Source organism: Bacillus sp. DU-106 (assembly GCF_004799705.1).
In the GTDB taxonomy this organism is placed as follows: Bacteria; Bacillota; Bacilli; order Bacillales; family Bacillaceae_G; genus Bacillus_A; species Bacillus_A cereus.
The window spans coordinates 359,845-382,342 of the sequence record NZ_CP026607.1 but is presented as its reverse complement, the minus strand read 5'-3'; the positions used below and the strand labels follow the sequence as shown (position 1 = coordinate 382,342).

Sequence of the window (22,498 nt, the reverse complement as noted above, 5' to 3'; positions counted from 1 at the left end):
GAGATCTCTCCTTCCTTTTGGTAACAACTTACATCCATCTTACCCTGTCATGTAACAATCCATCCGTAAAATTATTATGCCCTATTACAAAATCCTTCATATATAAATTTAAATACTCACCGTACTTACTTTCTGTATTTAATAACAACTCCTCAACGTAATAAGCACCTTGTTCAAATTGATCTAAAAGTAAACTGGACAAGCCCGCATAAATCCCGCACCCTACCTGAAAATACGTTGCATTCGTTTTATATTTACGAAAAACTTGGCTACTATTCATCACATTATACATATATGTCTCACTATTTTCATAAACGAGTAACACACCGACCAAGTCCTCTCCAGCAACCTCTTCTTCCGCTGGATTAAACACTTTACGATTCCAGTTCCATAAATCTTCTACTTGATCTAAGTTCTGTCTAATTATATTTGTTGTATACTCATTAATTCGGTAAAGAAAACCAACTTCCATATTAAAGTTTTTCCCTAAAATTAATACTTCCTCATGTGGCATTAAACAACCATAGAATTCTTTTTCTCCTAACTTCACTTTATACTCTGAAGCATATACATCTTCATAAAAGTAAAGAGGACGATGATGGCTCATATACATCGGATAACTCCAGATTGCTTCATCTAAAAATCGCTCTACTGCCCATGAAGCATAAAGTGTATGTGGCTTTATAAGTGCTGTATCATTCAAAAATGACGTGTCATGTTCTACAATATAACATGCTCTTGGCCTTTCATTTGGTCGTTCCTTCATAAGCTCAACAACCATCCATTGAACAACACCTGGATTCATACCTGAACCTATAATCGCTTTTGTATTTGTAAATTTCTCTTTCTCCTTCTCAAACCTTGTATATCTTTCCGTAAGCTGAAAGCCAATTAAGCTATCGTCCTGATCTACTGCCTCATTTTCCAAGGCTGAGTTAATATAACAAATTCCTAGTTCATTACAGCAGCTTAATACTCTAATTGTATCTGCCCCTGAAACATCAATCACAACACTCGTTCTTTTTTCTTTTAAATGTTGTTTAAATTCCACTACATTTTGAAGGTTTATTTCATATAAATATAATTGACCTTTCAGATTCGAAAACAACTCATCATAATAAGTCCTATCTTTTTGTTTTATATCCACCAAATGAAATTTGGCATTCTTTAATACTTCATAAATTGGATCTTTTTCATTTGCTATCGCTTGATTTAAAATTGCTAAAACCGCTTTTGCTGCTCCACCAGCACTACCAAGCAATGTAATTGATAACGAATTAGGAAACTGCTCCACAAACAAAACCCCTTTAATAAATTAGTTGAGCAGCTCCTCCTCAAAAAATAAATTGAATATATAATAAGATAGCTCGTACACAATGTTTATAAGTTAGTACAAAGTTACCTTTTAAAAAATCACACTATACTATGCTTATATTCAATTCATTTTCCCCTCATCTCCAAATTAAACTAAAACAAATAGGCTCGACCTTTTCTTCTGCATATAAAAGAAAAAGCCAGCCCTTCCAACTAATCTACGGACAATGGACGGATTTTACATGTTGAATATTTACATACATTTTCGCATCACGTGCTTTTGATATTTCAATATGACCTTCATCAATTTTCGCCATTTTTCCAATTTTATTGGACTCCTCACCTAAATCGAACACCATAATTTTCCCAGCCATTTTAATAAGCTGTTCTTCAAACGTTCGAGCTAACGTAATATTTAACGGATTCACGGGGAGTTCATTTTTATTGAGGGCATAAGGCACTTGATTTTCTTTATACGGAATTAACCATTTCAAGTGTTTTAAAGATATATATACAGTTTTATAAACTGGACTATAAAAAACAATATAATCGTTCATCACACTTGTAACATAACCATGTATTGGAGCATTTCCGGCTACATAAATTTCCGTAAAAATCCCTTTAGATGTACTTAATACTTTCCTCAAAGAAATTGAAGGAGACTCTCTCTTAATTACAGAATCCACATCTGGTTTTGAGATTTCTTCATCATTTGATCTTAAAAACTTATAATATTGTACATGATATAAAGATATATATACGTAGTCTTGTCCATTGTAAAGAACAACGATATCATTTCCTACATCAATTAATACACCTTTAAATCTTTTTTCACCGATTAATTTAACATATATATTTTCTCCAATACTTTTGTTTAACTCATTCATCTATATCCTCCTTCCTACGAATTTCTTCTTATCTGTCTTCCATTTCTAAAAAAATAATCAGGGCAAAGTTCTGTTTTAATAGTAAGTAATTCCTTTTCATACTATCGAAATAAGAAATTGTTCTTCTCTTTCCCTCATAATGCCCCTCTTATTTATTAAACATTATTCATCTTCATTCTTTTTACATTTAACTACTTGACTCACACTCTTAATATGAGACTTAATTACATAAATAACTTCATCACCGTTTACTAGTGTAATACAGCCATGGTGTACCTCACTTAATAAACCTTCCACACACTCTGGACCGCCACGATTAATTTTTACCCACTTATACTTCAAGTCTTTTAATATATCTAAAAAAGTATCCTCATCAGAGCAGAAACATGAACTATAGCAATCGCCACATTTACTTTCTTTCACTTTCTTCACTAGACTCTTCACATGTTTCAACTGATAATATACTAATTCACCATGAGGTAACTGTAACGTTAGATAATCTTTTCCTAACGATACGAGCTCACCAACTCGACTTTCTGGTCCACGAAGGTTTACTTTTACAGTCTCACCAACTAAACATTTAATTTGGTCACAGCATAATACGTTCTCCAATTTCGTATCCCCCTTTCTTATTATCTTCCTCTACTTGATTGTCTTTGTGCACGAGCACGACCTGAATTATCGCTACTTTCCTTACTATCGTCGCTCTCATCACTCTCTCCGCATGCTAAAGCATTATAGTTAACACTTTTAATATGCTTTATTGCAATTAATATAATTTCTTCTTTTACGATTAATGTTACGAAGTCACAAGAAACATCTTGCAAAATGCCTTCCACTTTCTCTGGACCGCCGCGATTAATTTTCACCCAGCAATATTTGAAACTTTCAAGTAGTGCTTCAAAATCTTCTGCACAGGCGCAATCTTCCCACTCACAATCACTTGATCCACATTCTTTCGCATTTTTTGTAATACTTTTTAGATGTTTAAGTTGATAGTAATAAAGCTCACCTTTTTCATTCTTCAATACGAAGTAGTCCTGACATACTGATATTATTGTTCCTTTTTGAGATTCTGGACCACCCCTGTTTACTCTCACAAAAGATCCAATTAAGTCTTTCAAAAAATCACAATGAAATAAACTCACGAGAAAACCCCTTCCATTAATTTATAAGCTTTTGCACTGATAGTATATGTATCTGTACAGGTTACGTTCTCTATGTTTGTCCTAGCTAGAAAAAAATATGCTTTTAACATGGTAGACTACTACCTATCAAAATTTGAAGAAAGGCTAAGAACTCCTTATGTTTTTGATATCTTCAAACAAAAAATCCCTTATGAAGATACATTTCTGCATATCTTCATAAGGGATTTCCCATAGTTTAATCTTCGTCTTTAACATCCATATCTTCTGGAATTGGTTCGTTCAATATTTCTTCCACTAATTGCTTATATTTCTCCATTTGTTCTAAATGCGTATTGAATTGTTCTTTATTTACTAAATATTGCTCTCCATCGAATAGCGCACGAATTTTCTTTTGCTGAATTAACTCTTCAATATACGATTTTGGTAAATTCAAATACTCCGCAGTCTCTTCTATTGTTATATACAATGCGTTCATTCCTTTATTATTTTTTCATCTATACTGTATCTTACTTTACTTTATTTTTGTAAACAAATAAAAAAGATTTTGTAAATGCAGTTCAAAAAGCAGGTAGATGCATTCCATATATTGTATAGTATTATATAGTAAGAATTTTTTAAATATAGAATGGTATTACCCATTTACACAAAGGAGAGTTAACATATGGCTACTCGTCACATCATTACAATGTTAGAAAAAACACTGCAAGTTGAAACAGAAAACACAATTTCTCATTTGAATGTATCTTTATCTGATCGTTTTCTTTCTCAAAGCACAGCAATACATGAAAACAATTGTTATCATACAATTGGTGAATGGTACAAAAATCATTTCTTATTCCAACAAGATGATTTCCTTTGGGCTAAATATGCCTTCTATGACGCATATTGTGAAGCCATCCAAAAACAAGGTCATCTTACAAAACGCGTCCGTCAAATATTAGAATCATTGGCTCGAAAACACGGAAAACAGTATATTGCTTCTATACTAAATATGCCATTTCCTAATAAACGCGCTAAAGGGACAGCGTAATTTAGCCATGTTCTGTGTAAGCAAAACATAGCTAAATTGTTTTCTAGGATGCTTTACCAATAAAATGTTCATATCATATGAACTGATGAAACCGGTGTCATTATAATGATAGAAAATATAGTAAACAGGAAAACCCCCACGTACATCTCTCATTCACTTGAATAGAGAAATACGTGGGGGTATACTTGTTCCTTATTATTTCATCATCTGCTTAATCAGTTCGCGATTTCTCTTCTTAAATACTTCATTATGAGAAGAAACCATTCCGTACTCACTTGCATCTGGTTGGATAAATTGTTTTGCTTTATTCACAGCATTTCCAGCATCTTGGAATGCACCTGCAATTAAGTGTAGTTTCCCTTCGTGCTTTAAAATATCTCCAGCAGCATATAATCCATCTACTGAAGACTCACTATTTGCATTACCTGCAATATAATAATTATCTATAATTGCAACGTCTAACTCACTATTTTCTAATAATGTAATGTCGCGTTCATATCCATGATTAATAATAACTTCATCAATAGGTAAATGAGAAACCTCACCTGTTTCATGATTTGTTAATTCTACATATTCGATCGCTTCATGATTATCACCGGCAATTAATTTTGTAATCGATGTATTAAAGAAACACTCCGCTGAGCTGTTCATAAGTTGTTTTACTTGTGCTTCATGACCAGATAATTCTTCTTTTCTATAAGTTACATACACTTTTTTCGCAATTGGTTCCAATTCATTTGCCCAATCAACAGCAGAATTGCCTCCACCGGAAATAATAACTGTTTTACCTTTGAAACGCTTTAAAGATTTAACTGTATAATTTAAATTCGATACTTCAAATCGCTCAGCACCTTCAATAGATAACTTTTGCGGTTTCAATATACCACTTCCTGTTGCGACGATAACTGTTTTTGAAAAGTGTTCTTCGCCAGTACTTGTTTTTAATGTAAAAGTACCATCTTGATTACGAATAATCGATTCTACTTTTGTATCTAATACAACTTCCGGCTTAAATGTTAACCCTTGCTGTACAAGTTGTTCAATTAACTTATCACCTGTAACTGGCAATAGTCCTCCTACATCCCAAATCATTTTTTCCGGATACACATGTATTTTTCCACCTAAATGTGGTTGAAATTCTATTATTTTCGTTCTCATTTCTCTGAGTCCACTATAAAAAGCTGAATAAAGCCCTGCAGGTCCTCCGCCTATCACGGTTACATCAAACAATTCTTCTCGATTCATTCGTGCTCACTCCTCAGCTATTAATCGTTGATTATCATTCTCAATAAAATATAACCTGTTTCCGCAAAATTTACAATCAAAATTACTATTGACAATACACCTATATAAAATTATATTATTTAAAGAATCAATAGTGATAATCATTATCATTTTGTTAATAATTAGCAAATTTGAGATTACATCTTCTTTCATTAATATGGTTATTACTATATTATAAAATCTCATATTCAAGATTTTTAATAAATTATTTTGCATTACCACTACTATTTCAAAAAGATTGCAGTTAAACAAATTATTGTATACACATATCATCTATGTTAAAGGAGAAAGACGATGAAAAAGTTATTTATTTCACTAACAGTCCTTTTCGTTCTTGTTATGAGCGCTTGTAGCAATAGCTCTACAGACAAAAAGAACGATGCAAAAGGTAGCAAATCAGAAACAATTACATACCAATCTGAAGATGGTAAAAAAGTAGAAGTTCCTGCAAATCCAAAACGCGTTGTTGTATTATCATCATTCGCTGGTAACGTAATGTCATTAGGTGTAAATCTTGTTGGGGTAGATTCATGGTCTAAACAAAACCCACGTTTTGATAGCAAACTTAAAGATGTTGCTGAAGTATCTGATGAAAATGTTGAAAAAATCGCTGAACTAAATCCAGATTTAATCATCGGTTTATCAAATGTTAAAAATGTCGATAAGTTAAAGAAAATCGCGCCTACTGTAACATACACTTACGGAAAAGTTGATTACTTAACACAGCATTTAGAAATCGGTAAGTTATTAAATAAAGAAAAAGAAGCAAAAACTTGGGTTGATGACTTCAAGAAACGTGCACAAGAAGCTGGTAAAGAAATTAAAGCAAAAATCGGTGAAGATGCAACAGTTTCTGTTGTAGAAAACTTCAACAAACAGCTTTATGTATACGGCGAGAACTGGGGCCGTGGAACAGAAATCCTGTACCAAGAAATGAAATTAAAAATGCCTGAAAAAGTAAAAGAGAAAGCATTAAAAGAAGGTTACTACGCATTATCTACTGAGGTATTACCTGAATTTGCTGGTGATTACTTAATCGTAAGTAAAAACAAAGATACTGATAACTCATTCCAAGAGACAGAATCATATAAAAACATCCCAGCAGTAAAAAATAATCGCGTATATGAAGCAAACATGATGGAATTCTATTTCAATGATCCACTTACATTAGATTTCCAACTAGACTTCTTCAAGAAGAGCTTTCTTGGTAAATAATACAAACATGAGGAATTCTTAATTTAAGAATTCCTCTTCCTTTATTCTATGAACAGAAAAGATGTGAAACGAATGACAAAAGATCATGACAATCCACGTTCTATAGCTTTTACATACAAACTAATTTTAAGCTTAATTGCATTCTTTCTTATTTTTATGGTTGCAATGGTATTAGGTGCTGCAGATACTTCGATAAAAGATGTATGGTTAGCACTCACTTCCTCCGCTAAAGGAGACAAAATATCTATTATTCGAGAAATACGTTTACCACGTGAAGTTGCTGCTATTTTTGTAGGAGCTGGATTAGCCGTTTCTGGGGCAATTATGCAAGGATTAACACGAAATCCACTTGCGGACCCTGGATTATTAGGGCTATCTGGTGGAGCAAATGCTGCGCTTGCACTGACACTTGCTTTCAACCCTTCCATCAGCTATCTTTACTTAACATTAGCTTGCTTTATCGGTGCTGCAATTGGCGCAATTATGGTATTTGGAATTGGTATGGTGAAAAAAGGCGGCCTTTCTCCTCTTCGAATTGTATTAGCGGGCGCTGCAGTTTCAGCATTTCTACTCGCAATTTCAGAAGGAATCGGCATTTACTTTAAAATTTCACAAGATGTATCACTTTGGACTGCTGGGGGCGTAATTGGAACAACTTGGAGCCAATTAAAAATTATTATTCCAGTCATTTCAATTAGTATCTTTATCGCTATCTTACTAGCAAAAAAATTGACAGTTCTTAGTTTCAGTGAAGAAGTGGCTATTGGACTAGGTCAAAAAATTATTGTTATTAAAACTATTTTATTTATCATTATTATCTTACTTGCAGGTGCATCTGTAGCGCTTGTTGGAAATATGGCATTTATCGGCTTAATGGTACCTCACATGGTACGCCCAATTGTCGGTCCAGATTACCGATTTGTTATACCGATGTCAGCAATTGCTGGAGCTTCCTTTATGCTACTTGCAGATACAATCGGACGTACTATTAACGCTCCATACGAAACACCAGTTGCGGCAATTGTTGCGATTGTAGGGTTACCATTCTTCCTATTCATTGTACGTAAAGGAGGAAAAACATTCTCATGATGCAATCTATTTTAAGAAAACAGCGTCTCATTATACTCGCTTTACTTATAGTAATCATCACAACCATTGTAGTTGGAATGGGACTTGGTTCAGCATCTTTATCTTATGATCGACTACTCCCAACATTAATGGGGCAAGGGACTTTTAAAGAGGAGTTTGTTTTATACTCTTTAAGACTACCTAGAATTGTCATTACATTATTAGCTGGTATGGCTCTCGCTTTATCAGGGGCTATTCTGCAAGGAATTACCCGAAATGATTTAGCTGAACCTGGTATTCTTGGTATTAACTCTGGGGCTGGTGTTGCTGTTGCTATTTTCTTTTTATACTTTCCAATAGACGTAGGTTCATTTCTTTACTTACTACCTGTCGTTGGATTTATTGGGGCATTTCTGACAGCTGTTCTAATTTACGTGTTTTCATATAGTAAATCAACTGGACTTCAACCAATACGATTAACATTAACTGGTATCGGTTTTGCATTTGCACTATCTGGAGCGATGATTGTCCTTATTTCATCCGCTGATCGTATGAAAGTGGACTTTATCTCAAAATGGATTGCCGGAAATATTTGGGGAGATGACTGGATTTTCGTTTTAGCAATGCTCCCATGGTTAATCGTATTCATTCCGTTTGTTTTCTATAAAGCAAATCGATTAAACATTTTAGCATTAAACGAACCAGTCGCAATTGGCGTTGGAATTGAAATTGAAAAAGAACGCAGGTACTTATTAGTTGCAGCCGTTGCACTTGCAGCCGCAGCTGTTTCCGTAACAGGAGGAATTAGCTTTATCGGATTAATGGCTCCTCATATCGCGAAATCTTTAGTAGGTCCAAGACATCAAATCTTCATGCCTATCGCCCTTTTAATCGGCGGATGGCTATTATTATTAGCAGATACAATCGGACGAAATATCGTTGATCCTAATGGCATTCCAGCAGGTATTGTCGTTGCTTTAATTGGGGCTCCTTACTTTATGTATTTGTTGCTTAAAAAAGCTTAAAAAACACCCTCAAGATTTCTTGAGGGTGTTTTTGTTTCATTCTACTGCTGCCCATACCCTTCAAACTTCTTCGCCAAATTCTCCATCTCATCTTCTGGCAATAGCTTTGGTTCCCCAATGCTTTTCGTTTGATAATAAATTTGAGCACAAAACTCAATCTCTTCTGCAACAGTAAACGCCATTTTTATATTATTTGCACCAGCAATTAAACCGTGATTTGCAAGTAAAACAGCACGGCGATCAATCATGCCTTCAAAAGCAGCCTCCGCTAATTGCTTCGTACCAAATGTTTCATACGGTGCACAGCGCACATTCGGTCCTGCGAAAGCAATTAAATACGATACAGCAGGAAGCTCCCATCCTAATGATGCAATCGTCTTCGCGTAAGGAGAGTGTGTATGCACAAGCGCATTTATATCTTCACGCTTCCTATAGTAAATAAGGTGCATATCTAATTCACTTGATGGTTTTCTCTCTCCTTCTACTACTTCACCATCTAGGTTTAATATAACTACATCTTCAGGCTTTGTTTCATAATACTCTAAACCACTTGGGCTAATCGCAACAAGACCTTGTTCACGATTAAAGATACTAATATTACCGCCCGTTCCCTTTGTTAAACCACTAGAAATCATTTTCTTTCCATACGCTACAATTTCTTCTCTTTCTTTTTGTAATAACATATACATCCCCCTAAGTATGAAGCTTATGATGACTGACTTTTACATTTATCTACTTATTGAAATAGCTTTTTTAAATTCTCCGTAAACGGTGCCTTTACAATCCCTTTTTCTGTAATAATCGCTGTTACATTTTCATGTGGAGTAACATCAAATGCTGGATTATATACTTTACTTTCTTTCGGAGCTGAATATTTTCCGAAGCGATTAATCACTTCAGAAGCATCTCTTTCTTCAATCGGAATTTCTTTTCCTGTCGATGTCTTTAAATCAATTGTCGGTGTTGGCGCTGCTACATAAAACGGAATGTTGTAGTACTTAGCTAAAATAGATACGCCTAATGTGCCAATTTTATTTGCTACATCACCATTTGCTGCCACACGATCACATCCAACAATTACCGCATCAATCTTCCCTTGTGACATGACCATAGCTGCCATATTATCTGTAATAACAGTAACGTCAATGCCTGCTCGCTGCAGTTCTAATGCTGTTAACGTTGAACCTTGTAATCTAGGGCGTGTTTCATCAGAATAGATTTTTAAGTCCCATCCTTTTTCTTTCGCTAAGTACATGGGAGCTGTCGCGGTACCATACTTAGTTGTCGCTAACGCACCAGCATTACAATGTGTTAATACTCCCATTCCATCATGGAATAATGTTAATGCATGTTCTCCAATTTGACGGTTAATTTCTTCATCTTCTCTATGAATCTCTTTTGCCTCTTCTAGTAATCTATTTTTCAGCTGTGAGATTGATAAATGAATATTATCTGTCGCTACACTTTCCATTCTTTCAAGTGCCCAAAATAAATTTACGGCAGTCGGTCTTGATGTCGCCAAGTATGTACATACCTTTCTTACTTCATCCATAAATCCTTCTTCCGTACTTTCAGCAAATTCCTTTATCCCTAAATACACTCCATAAGCAGCTGAAACACCAATCGCGGGTGCACCTCGTACTTTCATTACTTGAATCGCATCCCACACACTTTCAGCTGTTTTAAAAGATTCATAGACAATTTCATTTGGTAATAACGTTTGATCTAACAAAACTAAAGCATCATCTTTCCACTGAATTGGTATTAATTGCTCTTCCATCATATTCTCCCCTTACTTCGCGTAGTGCATTGACTGTTCTTTTAACGTTTCTACAAAACTTGTGCCCGTTCTATATTGATTCGCTCGTAAAATAAAACCCTTCGCTACTTGAAGACAAATTCGCTCCGCTCTAGCACGTGCTTCCTCATTCCCAATACAAGTAATATCTTTTACTTTCGCTAATCCAACAATACGGCGAATTAATTCCAGACCTGTCACTGCAGCTGTATCCTCTAATACAGATTGCAAATAGACTTCGCTAAAGCCTTCTTCCTTCGCCATAATCTCGGTCACATGAATATCCCAAGCACCTAAAAACTTCTGCTTAAATAAATCAATTACCTCTACCATCGTAGTTTGTAACCAATCCATATACGTATCTTTCTCAGCTCCAGGTGACATCGTTGCATCTGCATTCACCCAAGCAAACATTAAATTCGCCATTACATTCCCAACGTCATATCCCATAGGTCCATAAAAAGCAAACTCAGGATCAATAACCTTTGTAGAATCATCTCTTACAAAAACAGAACCAGTATGTAAATCACCATGAAGTAATGCCTGTGCATTCGTCATAAAAGAAAATTTACGTTTCGCTACTTCCATACGAAGCTCTTTATCACTATAAATATGTTCCCTAATCCATCCCTCATTTAACTGAAATAACTCATTACGCTTATTATGATTTGTAAATGGTTCTGAATATACGAGGTCCTCTGTAATCTCACATAATTCAGGATTTATATAATTCTTCACAAGTTCCTTCTTCTCTTTATGATTCATTACAACATCCGATGTTAACAAAAGTGTATTTACCATAAAAGTAGTTAAGTCGTCAGCAAGCCTCGGAAATATTTGATGATTTATAAGTGCTGTACGTAATATTGTGTGATCCGATAAATCTTCCATTACGCAACAATTCATCACACTATCAAATAAATACACCTTAGGAACAAGTCCAGGTGCTAACTCATCCTCTAACTGCAAAACATCTGATTCTATACGAATACGATTCGTCGACAACTTAAACTCCTCTGAAATGCGAGCTGTATCCCCAGCTTGCTTTACGATGACAGACATGTTCTCTTTTTCATCCCAAACGCGGAACACATAATTTAAATTGCCATCACCTATTTCTTTACACTGTAACCCCTTTGCATGTTCAAACTTAGATAATTTCTCTTTCACATATGCAATCACATCTTTAGCTTCCATTAAAAAATACTTCATGAACTTAGACATGGTTTCCCCTCCACACTAATTGTAAGCGTTTTCTAAAAGCTATAAAAAATAATAGGATTAAATCTTTCATCCTAAAATATATGATCTTCTTTTTGAAATGTATATCTAGGTTTTATTATATCTTGTTAGCACTTTGAGTCAATGTTTCTAACTATTATCGTAATATACTTCCTAATTATATATTTGAGATGACAAAAATTGTTCAAAAAATTTCCGATTCATTTTATTTTATTTATCACAAAATTCTTTGTAAAATAGAAGTAAGCAGTTCCTTTTCAAAACCACAACTTCTAAGAAATATCTCCTTCCTAAGAAATTAAACTTACACACTATCTCTAACATACACACTAAACTTTCAACTACTCATCTAAAATTTATAGACTTAAAATTACCTTTCCATTCCCTGTTAGTCTTAATTGAGAATAAATATTAATTAAATTGGTATAAAGTTGGTTTATTCTCTTGACAAAATAACCACTTCTATATGATAATTAATATCGAATTAGAATTATTATAGTTAATTAAAAAATATATTTTATGAGCACACTATTTTTTGATGCTCAAAACCAACATTTAGGAGGAATTTTAACATGTTATTAATCGGCACAGAAGTAAAACCGTTTAAAGCTAATGCTTACCATAATGGAGAATTTATCCAAGTTACTGACGAAAGTTTAAAAGGAAAATGGAGTGTAGTTTGTTTCTACCCAGCTGACTTCACATTCGTTTGCCCAACTGAACTTGAAGACTTACAAAACCAATACGCAACTCTAAAAGACTTAGGCGTTGAAGTATACTCTGTATCTACAGACACTCACTTCACTCACAAAGCATGGCATGATAGCTCAGAAACTATCGGCAAAATCGAGTACATCATGATTGGTGACCCAACTCGCACAATCACTACAAACTTCAACGTTTTAATGGAAGAAGAAGGTCTTGCTGCTCGTGGTACATTCATCATCGATCCAGACGGCGTTATCCAATCTATGGAAATCAATGCTGACGGTATCGGCCGTGACGCAAGCATTCTTGTTAACAAAATTAAAGCTGCTCAATACGTACGTAACAACCCAGGTGAAGTTTGCCCAGCTAAATGGCAAGAGGGTTCTGCAACACTTAAACCAAGCCTTGACCTTGTAGGCAAAATCTAAGGAGTTCGATCAAAATGATACTAGATGCAGATATAAAAACACAACTATCCCAATACCTTCAATTAATGGAGAACGATATTTTACTTAAAGTAAGCGCAGGAGACGATAACGTATCTAAAGATATGTTAGCTCTAGTAGACGAATTAGCTACTATGTCATCTAAGATTACAGTAGAAAAAGTTGAATTAGAGAGAACACCAAGCTTTAGCGTAAACCGCCCTGGTGAAAACACTGGTGTCGTATTCGCTGGTATTCCATTAGGACACGAATTTACATCATTAGTGTTAGCTTTACTACAAGTAAGTGGACGCGCTCCAAAAGTTGAACAAAAATTAATCGATCAAATTAAAAACATTCAAGGCGAATATCATTTTGAATCTTATATCAGCCTAAGTTGTCATAACTGTCCTGATGTTGTACAAGCTCTTAACGTAATGAGCGTTCTTAACCCTGGTATTACACATACTATGATTGATGGCGCTGCATTCAAAGAGGAAGTAGAAAGCAAAGACATTATGGCAGTACCAACTGTTTACCTAAACGGCGAATCTTTCGGAAGCGGTCGTATGACACTTGAAGAAATTTTAGCTAAAATGGGTAACGGTCCAGATGCATCAGAGCTTTCTGATAAAGATCCATACGATGTTCTTGTTGTTGGTGGCGGCCCTGCTGGTGCAAGTGCAGCAATTTACGCAGCACGTAAAGGCATCCGCACTGGTATCGTTGCTGAGCGCTTCGGTGGTCAAGTAATGGATACTATGGGCATTGAGAACTTCATCAGCGTGAAAAAGACTGAAGGTCCTAAGCTAGTAGCAAGCCTTGAAGAGCACGTAAAAGAATACGACATCGATGTAATGAATCTACAACGTGCGAAACGTTTAGAGAAAAAAGAACTTATTGAAGTGGAACTTGAAAACGGCGCTATTCTGAAAAGTAAGAGCGTAATCGTTTCTACAGGTGCTCGCTGGCGTAATGTTGGCGTACCAGGTGAAGCTGAGTTCAAAAATAAAGGTGTAGCATATTGCCCACACTGTGACGGTCCATTATTCACTGGAAAAGACGTAGCAGTTATCGGCGGAGGTAACTCTGGTATTGAAGCAGCTATCGACTTAGCAGGTATCGTTAAGCACGTAACTGTTCTTGAATTCATGCCAGAATTAAAAGCTGATGCTGTATTACAAGAGCGTCTTAACAGCTTACCAAACGTAACTGTTCTGAAAAACGTTCAAACGAAAGAAATCACTGGTACTGATAAAGTAAACGGTATTTCTTACATCGATCGTGAAACTGAAGAAGTTCATCACGTTGAATTACAAGGTGTATTCGTACAAATCGGTCTTGTGCCAAACACAGACTGGTTAGGCGAAACAGTTGAACGCGTTCGCGGTGAAATCGTAACAGACAAGCACGGCGCTACAAACGTACCAGGAGTGTTTGCTGCAGGTGACTGTACAAATAATCCGTACAAACAAATCATCATCTCTATGGGTTCAGGTGCAAACGCAGCTTTAGGTGCATTTGATTACTTAATCCGTAACTAATAAAAAAAACAGGTGCCTTGGCACCTGTTTTTTTATTACCCTAATGTATAAACTAAAAACCTCTCATTCCCATTCTTCTCATAAGCACCTGGCAATCTAACTTCTTTCTTCAGCTCAAACGCAGTCTGATTTTCTAAGAAGAAAATATAGTCCTCAGAAGGATAATATAAAATAATATCCACTTCTCTCCCCGTGTTTTCTACTGAAAGCAAAATGTTATTTACTACATTCATAAACACTTGCACAGAAAACGGATTAAAGAAATAAAACCTATTATCATGTGGATCAATCTCATATTCCTGCGCTAAACAACATTGGAATTGAATTTTCCCCTTACTGTTTCGTGCCTTTCGTGCATAACGATCTCGATTATCCATCGCTTCTTTATAAAACTCTTCATTCATTTCAATTCCAACTGCTGAAGCACCACATTTATGATGCATATAAAAGTTTAATCGCCCTTTTCCGCACTCAAAGTCTACAATTCGGTCGCTACTTCGTATTTCATATTGATTCAATAACTCATCTAACCCGCTATACGGTGTCGGTTCATAGCGATGATAATGCATAGACTTGTTAAACCCTTTTTGCTCACCGACTGTTTTTATATGTAAAACTGCATCGTAATATTGTTCGTTCATTCGTTTTCTCCTATTAAAAAATGGTACTTATTATTATACACCATGTACTGGAGGCTCATTTTTCATCAAATTAATAGGTACGTGAAATTATATCAACGATTTTCTCAATATATCTATCATAACTTTAAATATATCAACGATTTTCTCAATATATCTATCATAACTTCAAATATATCAACGGTTTTTCAAATATATCGATTTGCCGACAATTCACGACAAAAAAACAGGAGCTCTCTAGCCCCTGTCTTCTAACACTTTCAATACAGTTTGTTTCAATATTTCTACCCCATCCATAATACAACTATGATCAAACCTCATATACGGATGGTGTAATCCAGGTTGTAGGTCTGCTCCTAGTCCAAGCATGACAGCTTTTAAATGTGGTCTTTTCACTGTATAGTAATGGAAATCATCGCTTCCTGTCGTATAGAGAGGCCCTGTGCATCTCTCTTCCCCATACACTTCGAGAATACCTTTACGCATAAAGCGCTCTGCTTCTTCGGAAACCTCTGCTCCTGGTGCAAGATCCATCCATTCGTATGAAGTTTTCGACCCCATCGATGCAGCTGATTCTATTACATGCTCAATCTTTTTCTTTAATTCTTCTAATAGTATATTACTCTCAGCTCTTACATCTAAACTGAAATGACCATTTCCCGGAATGATATTTAAATTATCACCACCTGCTTGGCATCTCGTCATTTTTACTGAATAGGAACTTTGCGGTGGCAGCCAAATATTTTTCAAACCGATATTAATCATGGAAATGACATCAATTGCATTCACACCTTGGTGTGGTCTTGCCCCGTGTGCATCCTCCCCATGAATCATACCCTCTAAAAATCCTGCTGCTCCATGGCGAATAGATGGGGCTGCTTGTTTCAAAGATAGTTCTTCAATTGGTCTTAGATGGACGCCAAATAAGAAATCAGCATCATCTACAGCACCTTTCTCCACCATCTTCAAAGCACCATTCCCCTTCTCTTCTGCCGGCTGAAAAATAAATCTAACCGTACCACTTTTCCATCTCATATTTTTCAATTGTAAAATAAGTCCCATTACAATGGTCATATGAGCATCATGGCCACATGAATGGTTCGCTTTAAATTCTCCATTTACTTCTTGCCAAAGTGCATCCATATCAGCACGAATCGCAATAACTGGATTCCCGCCTCCAATCTCAGCAATTACACCTGGACAATCATCAAATGTTCTATATGAAATTCCTTCTTCTTTTAAAAAGTCAGTAATATACGCTGTCGTTTCATATTCTTTCCAACTTACTTCAGGGTTTTCGTGTAAATGCTGAAAAATCTCCGTTAAGCGCTCTTGTAGTTCTAATGTTTTCAACGTTCCAGTCTCCTTCCCACATTACAAACGATTCGGGTTAATTATACTTATGAAAAACAGATGTTTTTATGAACATATTGAATTTTAAGAAAAAAGTCAATTATTTATTTTTAAATACTTAAAAAGCTTACTCTGCACTTATATTACAAACTAAACAAACAACTAGAACATTCCTTATTTTCTGTTTTTTTATGTTGACGCTTACATAAACTTTTAGTTATCATAACCTAATAAACGTCTATTTTACGACAATTCTAAAAATACAAACAAACATACGTAACAAGGAGGAACTTTATGAAAAAAGAAATACCTTTTGGAATAGCGATTATCCCTATTATCATTACCGTTGCAGTTATGATGGTTACAATTGTTGTATTAAAACAAACTCCTCACGTTCCACTTATTATTGGTACAACCGTTGCTTCTATTGTCGCTTGGCGTTATGGTTACAAATGGAATGATCTTGAAGAAGCAATGTATAAAGGGATTCGTCTTGCATTACCTGCTATCGTCATTATTATTCTTGTTGGCTTAACAATTGGTGCTTGGATTGGCGGTGGAATCGTCGCAACGATGATTTATTACGGTTTAAAACTTTTAACTCCATCACTATTTTTAGTTTCCATTACCGTCATTTGTTCTATCGTTGCATTAGCAATTGGTAGCTCTTGGTCTACAATGGGAACAATTGGTGTTGCTGGAATGGGAATTGGCCTAAGTATGGGAATCCCAGCTCCAATGGTTGCTGGTGCCATTATTTCAGGCTCTTATTTTGGCGATAAAATGTCACCGCTTTCAGATACCACTAACTTAGCCGCAGGATTAACAAATACAGATTTATTCGCACACATTCGTCACATGTTATTTACTACAGTTCCAGGTTTAATTATTACTCTTATCGTCTACGCGGTCTTAGGAAGAAGCTTCGGCGCTAACAATATTGATGCGAAGAGTATCGATCAAACGTTACAAGTATTGCAACAAAACTTTGTTATCTCACCTTTCCTACTAATTATACCCGTAGTCGTTATGGTATTGGTCGCTAAAAAGGTCCCTGCTATACCAGCGATTCTCGTCGGTATTATTTTAGGATTTTTATCACAAGTCTTTATTCAAGGTGGTTCTGTCTCAGCATCTGTCGGTGCACTCCAAGCTGGATTTGTTATAGACACTGGAAACAAGCTAGTAGACGAACTATTTAACCGCGGTGGCTTAGATTCGATGATGAATACAGTCTCGATGACAATTGTCGCTATGACTTTCGGAGGAGTATTAGAACATACAGGTATTCTTCGCTCAATTGTAAATCAAATTTTAAAGTTAGCGAAATCAGCAAAAGGGCTTATCGCTTCTACTATCGCATCTTGTTTTGCAACAAACCTTACTTGCTCTGAACAATATATTTCAATTGTTGTCCCTTCAAGAATGTACGCAAATGCATACACAGAAAAAGGACTACATTCAAAAAACTTATCCAGAGCATTAGAAGATGGCGGAACATTAACTTCTGTCTTCGTTCCTTGGAATACGTGCGGTGTATTTATTCTCGCTACACTTGGCGTAGGTGCATTTGAATATGCCCCTTATGCTATTTTGAATTTCATCGTACCTATTATCTCAATCATTTATGGTATAACAGGCTTCACAATTGTAAAACTATCAGACATTGAAAAAGCAGAACTACTAAAGAAACAAAAAGCTCAACTAGAAGCTTAAAAATAGCGGTAAATTCAGTTCATATAGTGCGCGAGGTCGCCCTTGTAGATAGGGCATTTCCTCGCCGCAAATATGAGCATACCCGTAATCAACTAATTTCTTTAACAACCTTTCTGTCGATCTTCGAGTCACTTGTAAGTACTCAGAAAGATCAGCTGCTGTAAACTTCAATGACGGGTGCGATTGACTAAATTGAATGATTTTTGACAAGTTGGCCGGACTAAGCTTTGTTTCCTTCGCTATTTTCATTAGTTCCGGATTATCATTTTTCAAACTTTGTACTCTCTGTTCTTTCGGGAACGGACCAAACAAATCTTTATCACTTGTTAGTATATAAAAACAACGATCTATTGGATTGTTCTTTGCAAAACTTTGAGCGATTTTTGCATTTTGCTCCGCTTCTTTCACGGTTTTCCCATAACCAAATCCAATAGCTATCGTTCCTTCTACGCTCGCAAACAAGTTATCTATCGCATTTGTTTTAATAATTGATTCGATATCACCACGAGTTGTATACAAAATGCATGTCATTTCATCCACTTGTTTAAATGAACCACGTAGTTCTTTTGAAATGACATCTAGTTTTTCAAGCAAACTCGTTCGTAATTCTAAGGAAGAAATAATACAAGCACCAACAGTAGCTGAATAGCTTTTTGCTAACTCAGCTTTTATTTTTGCATCTTTTAGCCCATGTATAATGGATTGTGTTGGATCAATCATACGCTCTGAAGGAACACCTATTTTTTGAAGCTCGTCGTAAACAGCGTGAATACTAGTTAAAGCTAAATGAGCCTCTCCAGATTGATATTTAGCTACATGAAAATCGATAACTCTATTTATCTCATCTTTACTCCACAGCATATTTTCATAATCCAACACTTGCGGGCTTTCTTTTATACCGATATCATGGAACACATTTGTAATAAACGAGCGGTCTACTAAATCGATGGAAATGTTATGTGGTTGAATACTTTGATGATACATGATAGAAAGAATTGAAGATGCGACAGTTGTCTCGTCTTGCTGTAAGTATGTACTTGGAATTCGTAATTGTTCTCTTATTTCTTTTGCCATATAATAAGGTAAAGCACCTGAGAAAAAGATGACATCACAAGGCTTTAAACACTTTAATAGTTCAGAAGATTCCGCCGGATGAAGGTAAATATATGGATCAATTTCTATTCCTTCTAATTTTTGAGCAATAGGAAAAAGGTTCTCCATAAACTCCTTTGAACCGACAACTGCAATTTTTATCATCATTTTCTCTAACTCCTTATCATTAATTAACGACTATTTAACGTCAACTATATCAAATGTATAAAACTATTGTAAACAGGAAGGGGTTTCTATTCAATGAAAATTACAGCTATTCATCTTTACGCAATTCGTTTACCGCTTCGCAATCCGTTTGTTATTAGTTATGGCTCTTATTCTGATATGCCCTCTATTATCGTCAAAATGGAAACAGATGAAGGTATTATCGGTTACGGTGAAGGCGTTGCTGATGATCACGTCACAGGTGAATCATGGGAAAGTACTTTCTATACTTTAAAACATACGCTAACCCCTGCTCTAATCGGGCAAAATCCAATGAATATCGAAAAAATACACGACATGATGGACAATACAATTTACGGTGTTCCAACAGCGAAAGCCGCAATTGATATTGCTTGTTTTGATATAATGGGCAAAAAACTAAATCAACCTGTATATCAATTAATTGGCGGGCGCTACCATGAAGAATTCCCTGTCACTCATGTTTTAAGTATTGCCGATCCAGAAAACATGGCTGAAGAAGCTGCTTCTATGATTCAAAAAGGTTACCAATCTTTCAAAATGAAAGTTGGTACAAATGTAAAAGAAGATGTGAAACGTATTGAAGCTGTACGAGAACGTGTAGGAAATGACATCGCTATTCGCGTTGATGTAAACCAAGGCTGGAAAAATAGCGCAAACACATTAACAGCACTACGTTCATTAGGACATTTAAACATTGACTGGATTGAACAACCTGTTATCGCGGACGATATTGATGCCATGGCTCATATTCGTTCTAAAACAGACCTCCCGCTTATGATTGATGAAGGATTAAAAAGTTCTCGTGAAATGCGCCAAATTATTAAATTAGAAGCTGCTGATAAAGTAAATATAAAACTAATGAAATGCGGCGGCATATATCCAGCTGTAAAGCTCGCTCATCAAGCAGAAATGGCAGGCATTGAATGCCAAGTGGGATCAATGGTCGAATCATCTGTTGCCTCTTCCGCAGGATTCCATGTCGCTTTCTCAAAAAAAATCATTACGAGCGTAGAGCTAACAGGGCCATTAAAATTCACAAAAGACATCGGAAACTTACATTACGACGTACCATTCATTCGCTTAAACGAAAAGCCCGGACTCGGCATTGAAATAAACGAAGATACATTACAAGAACTAACCGTCTTTCAAGACGTTGTACGCTAAAGGAGGACTATCATATGACGGTTCTATACGAAGGAACATTAAAACAAAATAACGAATCATTTCACGTTACATTACTATCACTAGAGCACATCGAACAAATTTTATCACTACAAAACATTGTAGTTGAAGCACTAGAAGATAAAAGTCGTTTACAACCACTCTCACAAGAAGAATTTCAATACATTCTAGAAGGAAACGGCATGATGATCGGTGCTTTTATCGAAAACGAACTCATCGCATTTCGCGCTCTACTCGTCCCTCCTATCGACGATGAACATTTAGGGCTTGATATTGGTCTATCAGAAAGTGAACTGCACCGCGTCATCTATCAAGAAATCTCAAACGTTCATCCGAACTGCCGAGGAAATGGTATGCAAAAAATATTAGCAAACGTCATCATGGACGAATTGCAAAAAGAAGATAGCAAATATGATTATGTATGCTGCACCGTTGCTCCTTTTAACATCCCGAGTTTGAAGGATAAGTTTGCGCAAGGGATGGCGATTGCTGCGCTAAAGGAGAAGTATGGTGGTAGTCTGCGGTATGTTTTTGTGAAGAAATTGCGCGGAGATAAAGAAAGCGATTGGACGGATATTCAAAGTATTCTAATGAGTGATGCTAGTCGACAGCAGGCTTTGCTTTCGGAGGGGTATCGTGGGTATGAGATGGAGAAAACAGCAGATACTTTCATTGTGAAGTTTGGGCGATAATCTATATACTCGAAAAGAGGAGATGTCTGCTGTGACCTCTTCTCTTTTCGATTTGTTGAACAATCCTGTGGTAAATGAAATTATATCAACGATTTTTCGAATATATCTATCATAACTTACAATATATCAACGATTTTTAAAATATATCTATCAAAACTCACAATATATCAACGATTCGACAAGAAATATCGATTTACAGACAAAAATCGATATCCCTTCCTAAACCGTCATCTTCCAACTAGATAACGCTAACCAATTCTCCATTTCTTTATAATCAGGCATTATCTTCCCGACAAGACGCCAAAAAGATCGATCATGATTTAAATGAACCATATGACACATTTCATGAACAACTACATAGTCAATTACTCGCTGTGGTGCCATTGCTAGCTTCCAATTGAATGTTAGTTGTAAATTAGAATCGCAAGTACCCCAAGTACGACTACTATCTGTAATACGAATAGAACGTGGTTTTGTTTTGAAATTACTTTGATGCGCTTTAATACTCTTCTCTACTAAAGATTTACACCGCTTATAGTAAAATCGTTTTAAAGCTTGTTGTATTTTCTCATCCTTAAGCTCTTTCACATAAATATGTAACTTATCCCCTTCAAAAATCGCATTGTCTTGCTCAATGCTTGCATCTTGGGAAATCTGTATCGGATACGTATTCCCTAAATACAAAAAGCCCTCTCCTTGATCATAATCCTTTTCCTGTGGTCCATGCGCTCGCTCCGCCATTTCCTTACGTGTTGTCTGAATCCAATCCCACTTCTCCTCTAGCAACTGGACTAAGTATTCAACAGGTGTTCCTTTCGGAGCCTGTACTTCCACATTTCCATACGAATCCACAAAAAGACGCACGGACTTTTTCTTCTTATAAGTTATATGAAAATTAATTGTCTCACCTAAATATGTATGTACCATTTC

The 22,498-nt window shown here is 35.8% G+C and carries 22 protein-coding genes; 9 read left to right on the top strand and 13 right to left on the bottom strand.

All coding sequences use genetic code 11. The features are described 5' to 3' along the window. Positions 1 to 28: 28 nt before the first annotated feature. The 5 genes from C3Y97_RS02085 to C3Y97_RS02065 all read right to left on the bottom strand — a co-directional run bounded on the left by C3Y97_RS02085 (position 29) and on the right by C3Y97_RS02065 (position 3,824). Positions 29 to 1,294, bottom strand: a complete 1,266-nt coding sequence (locus tag C3Y97_RS02085) for a hypothetical protein (RefSeq protein ID WP_000434719.1) — start codon at positions 1,292 to 1,294, stop codon at positions 29 to 31. A 238-nt stretch (positions 1,295 to 1,532) separates the two neighbouring features. Beyond that, positions 1,533 to 2,201 (bottom strand): LSm family protein, encoded by a 669-nt coding sequence (locus C3Y97_RS02080; RefSeq protein WP_001004284.1) that lies wholly within the window; start codon positions 2,199 to 2,201, stop codon positions 1,533 to 1,535. Between the two features lie 162 nt (positions 2,202 to 2,363). Next, entirely contained in the window at positions 2,364 to 2,813 is a 450-nt protein-coding gene (locus C3Y97_RS02075; RefSeq protein WP_000432509.1) for a spore coat protein B, read from the bottom strand. Between the two features lie 20 nt (positions 2,814 to 2,833). Continuing rightward, the gene (locus tag C3Y97_RS02070) at positions 2,834 to 3,349 is read right to left on the bottom strand and encodes a spore coat protein B (protein ID WP_000051525.1); all 516 of its coding nucleotides are present in this window, start codon (positions 3,347 to 3,349) and stop codon (positions 2,834 to 2,836) included. A gap of 235 nt (positions 3,350 to 3,584) precedes the next feature. After that, entirely contained in the window at positions 3,585 to 3,824 is a 240-nt protein-coding gene (locus C3Y97_RS02065; protein WP_002025240.1) for a helix-turn-helix domain-containing protein, read from the bottom strand. Between the two features lie 186 nt (positions 3,825 to 4,010). On the opposite strand from C3Y97_RS02065, the gene C3Y97_RS02060 reads away from it, so the two are divergent. Continuing rightward, positions 4,011 to 4,379, top strand: a complete 369-nt coding sequence (locus C3Y97_RS02060) for a hypothetical protein (protein WP_000235476.1) — start codon at positions 4,011 to 4,013, stop codon at positions 4,377 to 4,379. 195 nt (positions 4,380 to 4,574) lie between these two features. Here the strand turns inward: C3Y97_RS02060 and C3Y97_RS02050 are convergent, their stop codons facing one another. After that, positions 4,575 to 5,624: an NAD(P)/FAD-dependent oxidoreductase gene (locus C3Y97_RS02050; RefSeq protein WP_001078299.1), complete on the bottom strand. Its 1,050-nt coding sequence runs from the start codon at positions 5,622 to 5,624 to the stop codon at positions 4,575 to 4,577. A gap of 333 nt (positions 5,625 to 5,957) precedes the next feature. Here C3Y97_RS02050 and C3Y97_RS02040 point away from each other — a divergent pair, with 333 nt between their 5' ends. The 3 genes from C3Y97_RS02040 to C3Y97_RS02030 are packed head-to-tail and all read left to right on the top strand — an operon-like array spanning position 5,958 to position 8,971. Further along, positions 5,958 to 6,878, top strand: coding sequence for an iron-hydroxamate ABC transporter substrate-binding protein (locus C3Y97_RS02040; RefSeq protein WP_000732597.1), 921 nt, complete (start codon positions 5,958 to 5,960; stop codon positions 6,876 to 6,878). 48 nt (positions 6,879 to 6,926) lie between these two features. Next, a complete protein-coding gene (locus C3Y97_RS02035) occupies positions 6,927 to 7,967 on the top strand; it encodes a FecCD family ABC transporter permease (RefSeq protein ID WP_002025239.1) in 1,041 nt (346 codons plus the stop codon). Further along, positions 7,964 to 8,971, top strand: coding sequence for a FecCD family ABC transporter permease (locus C3Y97_RS02030; protein WP_000983751.1), 1,008 nt, complete (start codon positions 7,964 to 7,966; stop codon positions 8,969 to 8,971). Before C3Y97_RS02035 ends, C3Y97_RS02030 begins: the two co-directional genes overlap by 4 nt. Before the next feature lie 41 nt (positions 8,972 to 9,012). Here the strand turns inward: C3Y97_RS02030 and C3Y97_RS02025 are convergent, their stop codons facing one another. From C3Y97_RS02025 to mtnK, 3 genes are read right to left on the bottom strand one after another with little or no spacing between them, the layout of a single operon-like run. Continuing rightward, positions 9,013 to 9,654, bottom strand: a complete 642-nt coding sequence (locus tag C3Y97_RS02025; protein ID WP_000926557.1) for an L-fuculose-phosphate aldolase — start codon at positions 9,652 to 9,654, stop codon at positions 9,013 to 9,015. A gap of 53 nt (positions 9,655 to 9,707) precedes the next feature. Next, the gene (gene mtnA, locus C3Y97_RS02020) at positions 9,708 to 10,754 is read right to left on the bottom strand and encodes an S-methyl-5-thioribose-1-phosphate isomerase (RefSeq protein ID WP_002025237.1); all 1,047 of its coding nucleotides are present in this window, start codon (positions 10,752 to 10,754) and stop codon (positions 9,708 to 9,710) included. Between the two features lie 9 nt (positions 10,755 to 10,763). Further along, a complete protein-coding gene (gene mtnK, locus C3Y97_RS02015; protein ID WP_000033075.1) occupies positions 10,764 to 11,993 on the bottom strand; it encodes an S-methyl-5-thioribose kinase in 1,230 nt (409 codons plus the stop codon). A 590-nt stretch (positions 11,994 to 12,583) separates the two neighbouring features. On the opposite strand from mtnK, the gene ahpC reads away from it, so the two are divergent. Together ahpC and ahpF are read left to right on the top strand one after the other, a co-directional pair. Next, positions 12,584 to 13,147, top strand: a complete 564-nt coding sequence (gene ahpC, locus C3Y97_RS02010; protein ID WP_000924420.1) for an alkyl hydroperoxide reductase subunit C — start codon at positions 12,584 to 12,586, stop codon at positions 13,145 to 13,147. Between the two features lie 14 nt (positions 13,148 to 13,161). Continuing rightward, positions 13,162 to 14,688 carry an alkyl hydroperoxide reductase subunit F gene (ahpF, locus tag C3Y97_RS02005; RefSeq protein ID WP_000599508.1) on the top strand — a complete coding sequence of 509 codons (1,527 nt, stop codon included), beginning with the start codon at positions 13,162 to 13,164 and terminating at the stop codon, positions 14,686 to 14,688. A 35-nt stretch (positions 14,689 to 14,723) separates the two neighbouring features. Here the strand turns inward: ahpF and C3Y97_RS02000 are convergent, their stop codons facing one another. Both C3Y97_RS02000 and C3Y97_RS01995 read right to left on the bottom strand, forming a co-directional pair. Then, positions 14,724 to 15,329: a class I SAM-dependent methyltransferase gene (locus C3Y97_RS02000; RefSeq protein ID WP_136362981.1), complete on the bottom strand. Its 606-nt coding sequence runs from the start codon at positions 15,327 to 15,329 to the stop codon at positions 14,724 to 14,726. A 234-nt stretch (positions 15,330 to 15,563) separates the two neighbouring features. Continuing rightward, positions 15,564 to 16,679: a M20 peptidase aminoacylase family protein gene (locus tag C3Y97_RS01995; protein WP_000853516.1), complete on the bottom strand. Its 1,116-nt coding sequence runs from the start codon at positions 16,677 to 16,679 to the stop codon at positions 15,564 to 15,566. Between the two features lie 294 nt (positions 16,680 to 16,973). Between C3Y97_RS01995 and nhaC the strand changes: the two genes are divergently transcribed. Further along, the gene (gene nhaC, locus C3Y97_RS01990; protein ID WP_000711525.1) at positions 16,974 to 18,395 is read left to right on the top strand and encodes a Na+/H+ antiporter NhaC; all 1,422 of its coding nucleotides are present in this window, start codon (positions 16,974 to 16,976) and stop codon (positions 18,393 to 18,395) included. On the opposite strand, the gene C3Y97_RS01985 is transcribed toward nhaC, so the two are convergent. After that, on the bottom strand, positions 18,384 to 19,655 hold the full coding sequence (locus C3Y97_RS01985) for a hypothetical protein (protein WP_000972810.1): 1,272 nt from the start codon (positions 19,653 to 19,655) through the stop codon (positions 18,384 to 18,386). The two genes, nhaC and C3Y97_RS01985, sit on opposite strands and share 12 nt — an antisense overlap. Before the next feature lie 93 nt (positions 19,656 to 19,748). Here C3Y97_RS01985 and C3Y97_RS01980 point away from each other — a divergent pair, with 93 nt between their 5' ends. Together C3Y97_RS01980 and C3Y97_RS01975 are read left to right on the top strand one after the other, a co-directional pair. Next, positions 19,749 to 20,858 carry a mandelate racemase/muconate lactonizing enzyme family protein gene (locus tag C3Y97_RS01980; protein ID WP_000704497.1) on the top strand — a complete coding sequence of 370 codons (1,110 nt, stop codon included), beginning with the start codon at positions 19,749 to 19,751 and terminating at the stop codon, positions 20,856 to 20,858. A 14-nt stretch (positions 20,859 to 20,872) separates the two neighbouring features. Continuing rightward, a complete protein-coding gene (locus tag C3Y97_RS01975; RefSeq protein ID WP_000217555.1) occupies positions 20,873 to 21,568 on the top strand; it encodes a hypothetical protein in 696 nt (231 codons plus the stop codon). Positions 21,569 to 21,787: 219 nt separating this feature from the next. Here the strand turns inward: C3Y97_RS01975 and C3Y97_RS01965 are convergent, their stop codons facing one another. After that, positions 21,788 to 22,495 carry a M48 family metallopeptidase gene (locus C3Y97_RS01965; protein ID WP_078438914.1) on the bottom strand — a complete coding sequence of 236 codons (708 nt, stop codon included), beginning with the start codon at positions 22,493 to 22,495 and terminating at the stop codon, positions 21,788 to 21,790. Positions 22,496 to 22,498 lie beyond the last annotated feature (3 nt).

What these genes read in the sequence shown, in the direction of transcription:
- C3Y97_RS01980 (WP_000704497.1), top strand. Translation starts at nt 19,749, where the DNA reads ATGAAAATTACAGCTATTCATCTTTACGCAATTCGTTTACCGCTTCGC.
- nhaC (WP_000711525.1), top strand. Translation starts at nt 16,974, where the DNA reads ATGAAAAAAGAAATACCTTTTGGAATAGCGATTATCCCTATTATCATT.
- ahpC (WP_000924420.1), top strand. Translation starts at nt 12,584, where the DNA reads ATGTTATTAATCGGCACAGAAGTAAAACCGTTTAAAGCTAATGCTTAC.
- mtnA (WP_002025237.1), bottom strand. Translation starts at nt 10,754, where the DNA reads ATGATGGAAGAGCAATTAATACCAATTCAGTGGAAAGATGATGCTTTA.
- C3Y97_RS02065 (WP_002025240.1), bottom strand. Translation starts at nt 3,824, where the DNA reads ATGAACGCATTGTATATAACAATAGAAGAGACTGCGGAGTATTTGAAT.
- C3Y97_RS01985 (WP_000972810.1), bottom strand. Translation starts at nt 19,655, where the DNA reads ATGATGATAAAAATTGCAGTTGTCGGTTCAAAGGAGTTTATGGAGAAC.
- C3Y97_RS02025 (WP_000926557.1), bottom strand. Translation starts at nt 9,654, where the DNA reads ATGTTATTACAAAAAGAAAGAGAAGAAATTGTAGCGTATGGAAAGAAA.
- C3Y97_RS02030 (WP_000983751.1), top strand. Translation starts at nt 7,964, where the DNA reads ATGATGCAATCTATTTTAAGAAAACAGCGTCTCATTATACTCGCTTTA.
- C3Y97_RS01965 (WP_078438914.1), bottom strand. Translation starts at nt 22,495, where the DNA reads ATGGTACATACATATTTAGGTGAGACAATTAATTTTCATATAACTTAT.
- mtnK (WP_000033075.1), bottom strand. Translation starts at nt 11,993, where the DNA reads ATGTCTAAGTTCATGAAGTATTTTTTAATGGAAGCTAAAGATGTGATT.
- C3Y97_RS02000 (WP_136362981.1), bottom strand. Translation starts at nt 15,329, where the DNA reads ATGAACGAACAATATTACGATGCAGTTTTACATATAAAAACAGTCGGT.
- C3Y97_RS02040 (WP_000732597.1), top strand. Translation starts at nt 5,958, where the DNA reads ATGAAAAAGTTATTTATTTCACTAACAGTCCTTTTCGTTCTTGTTATG.
- C3Y97_RS02060 (WP_000235476.1), top strand. Translation starts at nt 4,011, where the DNA reads ATGGCTACTCGTCACATCATTACAATGTTAGAAAAAACACTGCAAGTT.
- C3Y97_RS02080 (WP_001004284.1), bottom strand. Translation starts at nt 2,201, where the DNA reads ATGAATGAGTTAAACAAAAGTATTGGAGAAAATATATATGTTAAATTA.
- C3Y97_RS02035 (WP_002025239.1), top strand. Translation starts at nt 6,927, where the DNA reads ATGAACAGAAAAGATGTGAAACGAATGACAAAAGATCATGACAATCCA.
- C3Y97_RS01975 (WP_000217555.1), top strand. Translation starts at nt 20,873, where the DNA reads ATGACGGTTCTATACGAAGGAACATTAAAACAAAATAACGAATCATTT.
- C3Y97_RS02050 (WP_001078299.1), bottom strand. Translation starts at nt 5,624, where the DNA reads ATGAATCGAGAAGAATTGTTTGATGTAACCGTGATAGGCGGAGGACCT.
- ahpF (WP_000599508.1), top strand. Translation starts at nt 13,162, where the DNA reads ATGATACTAGATGCAGATATAAAAACACAACTATCCCAATACCTTCAA.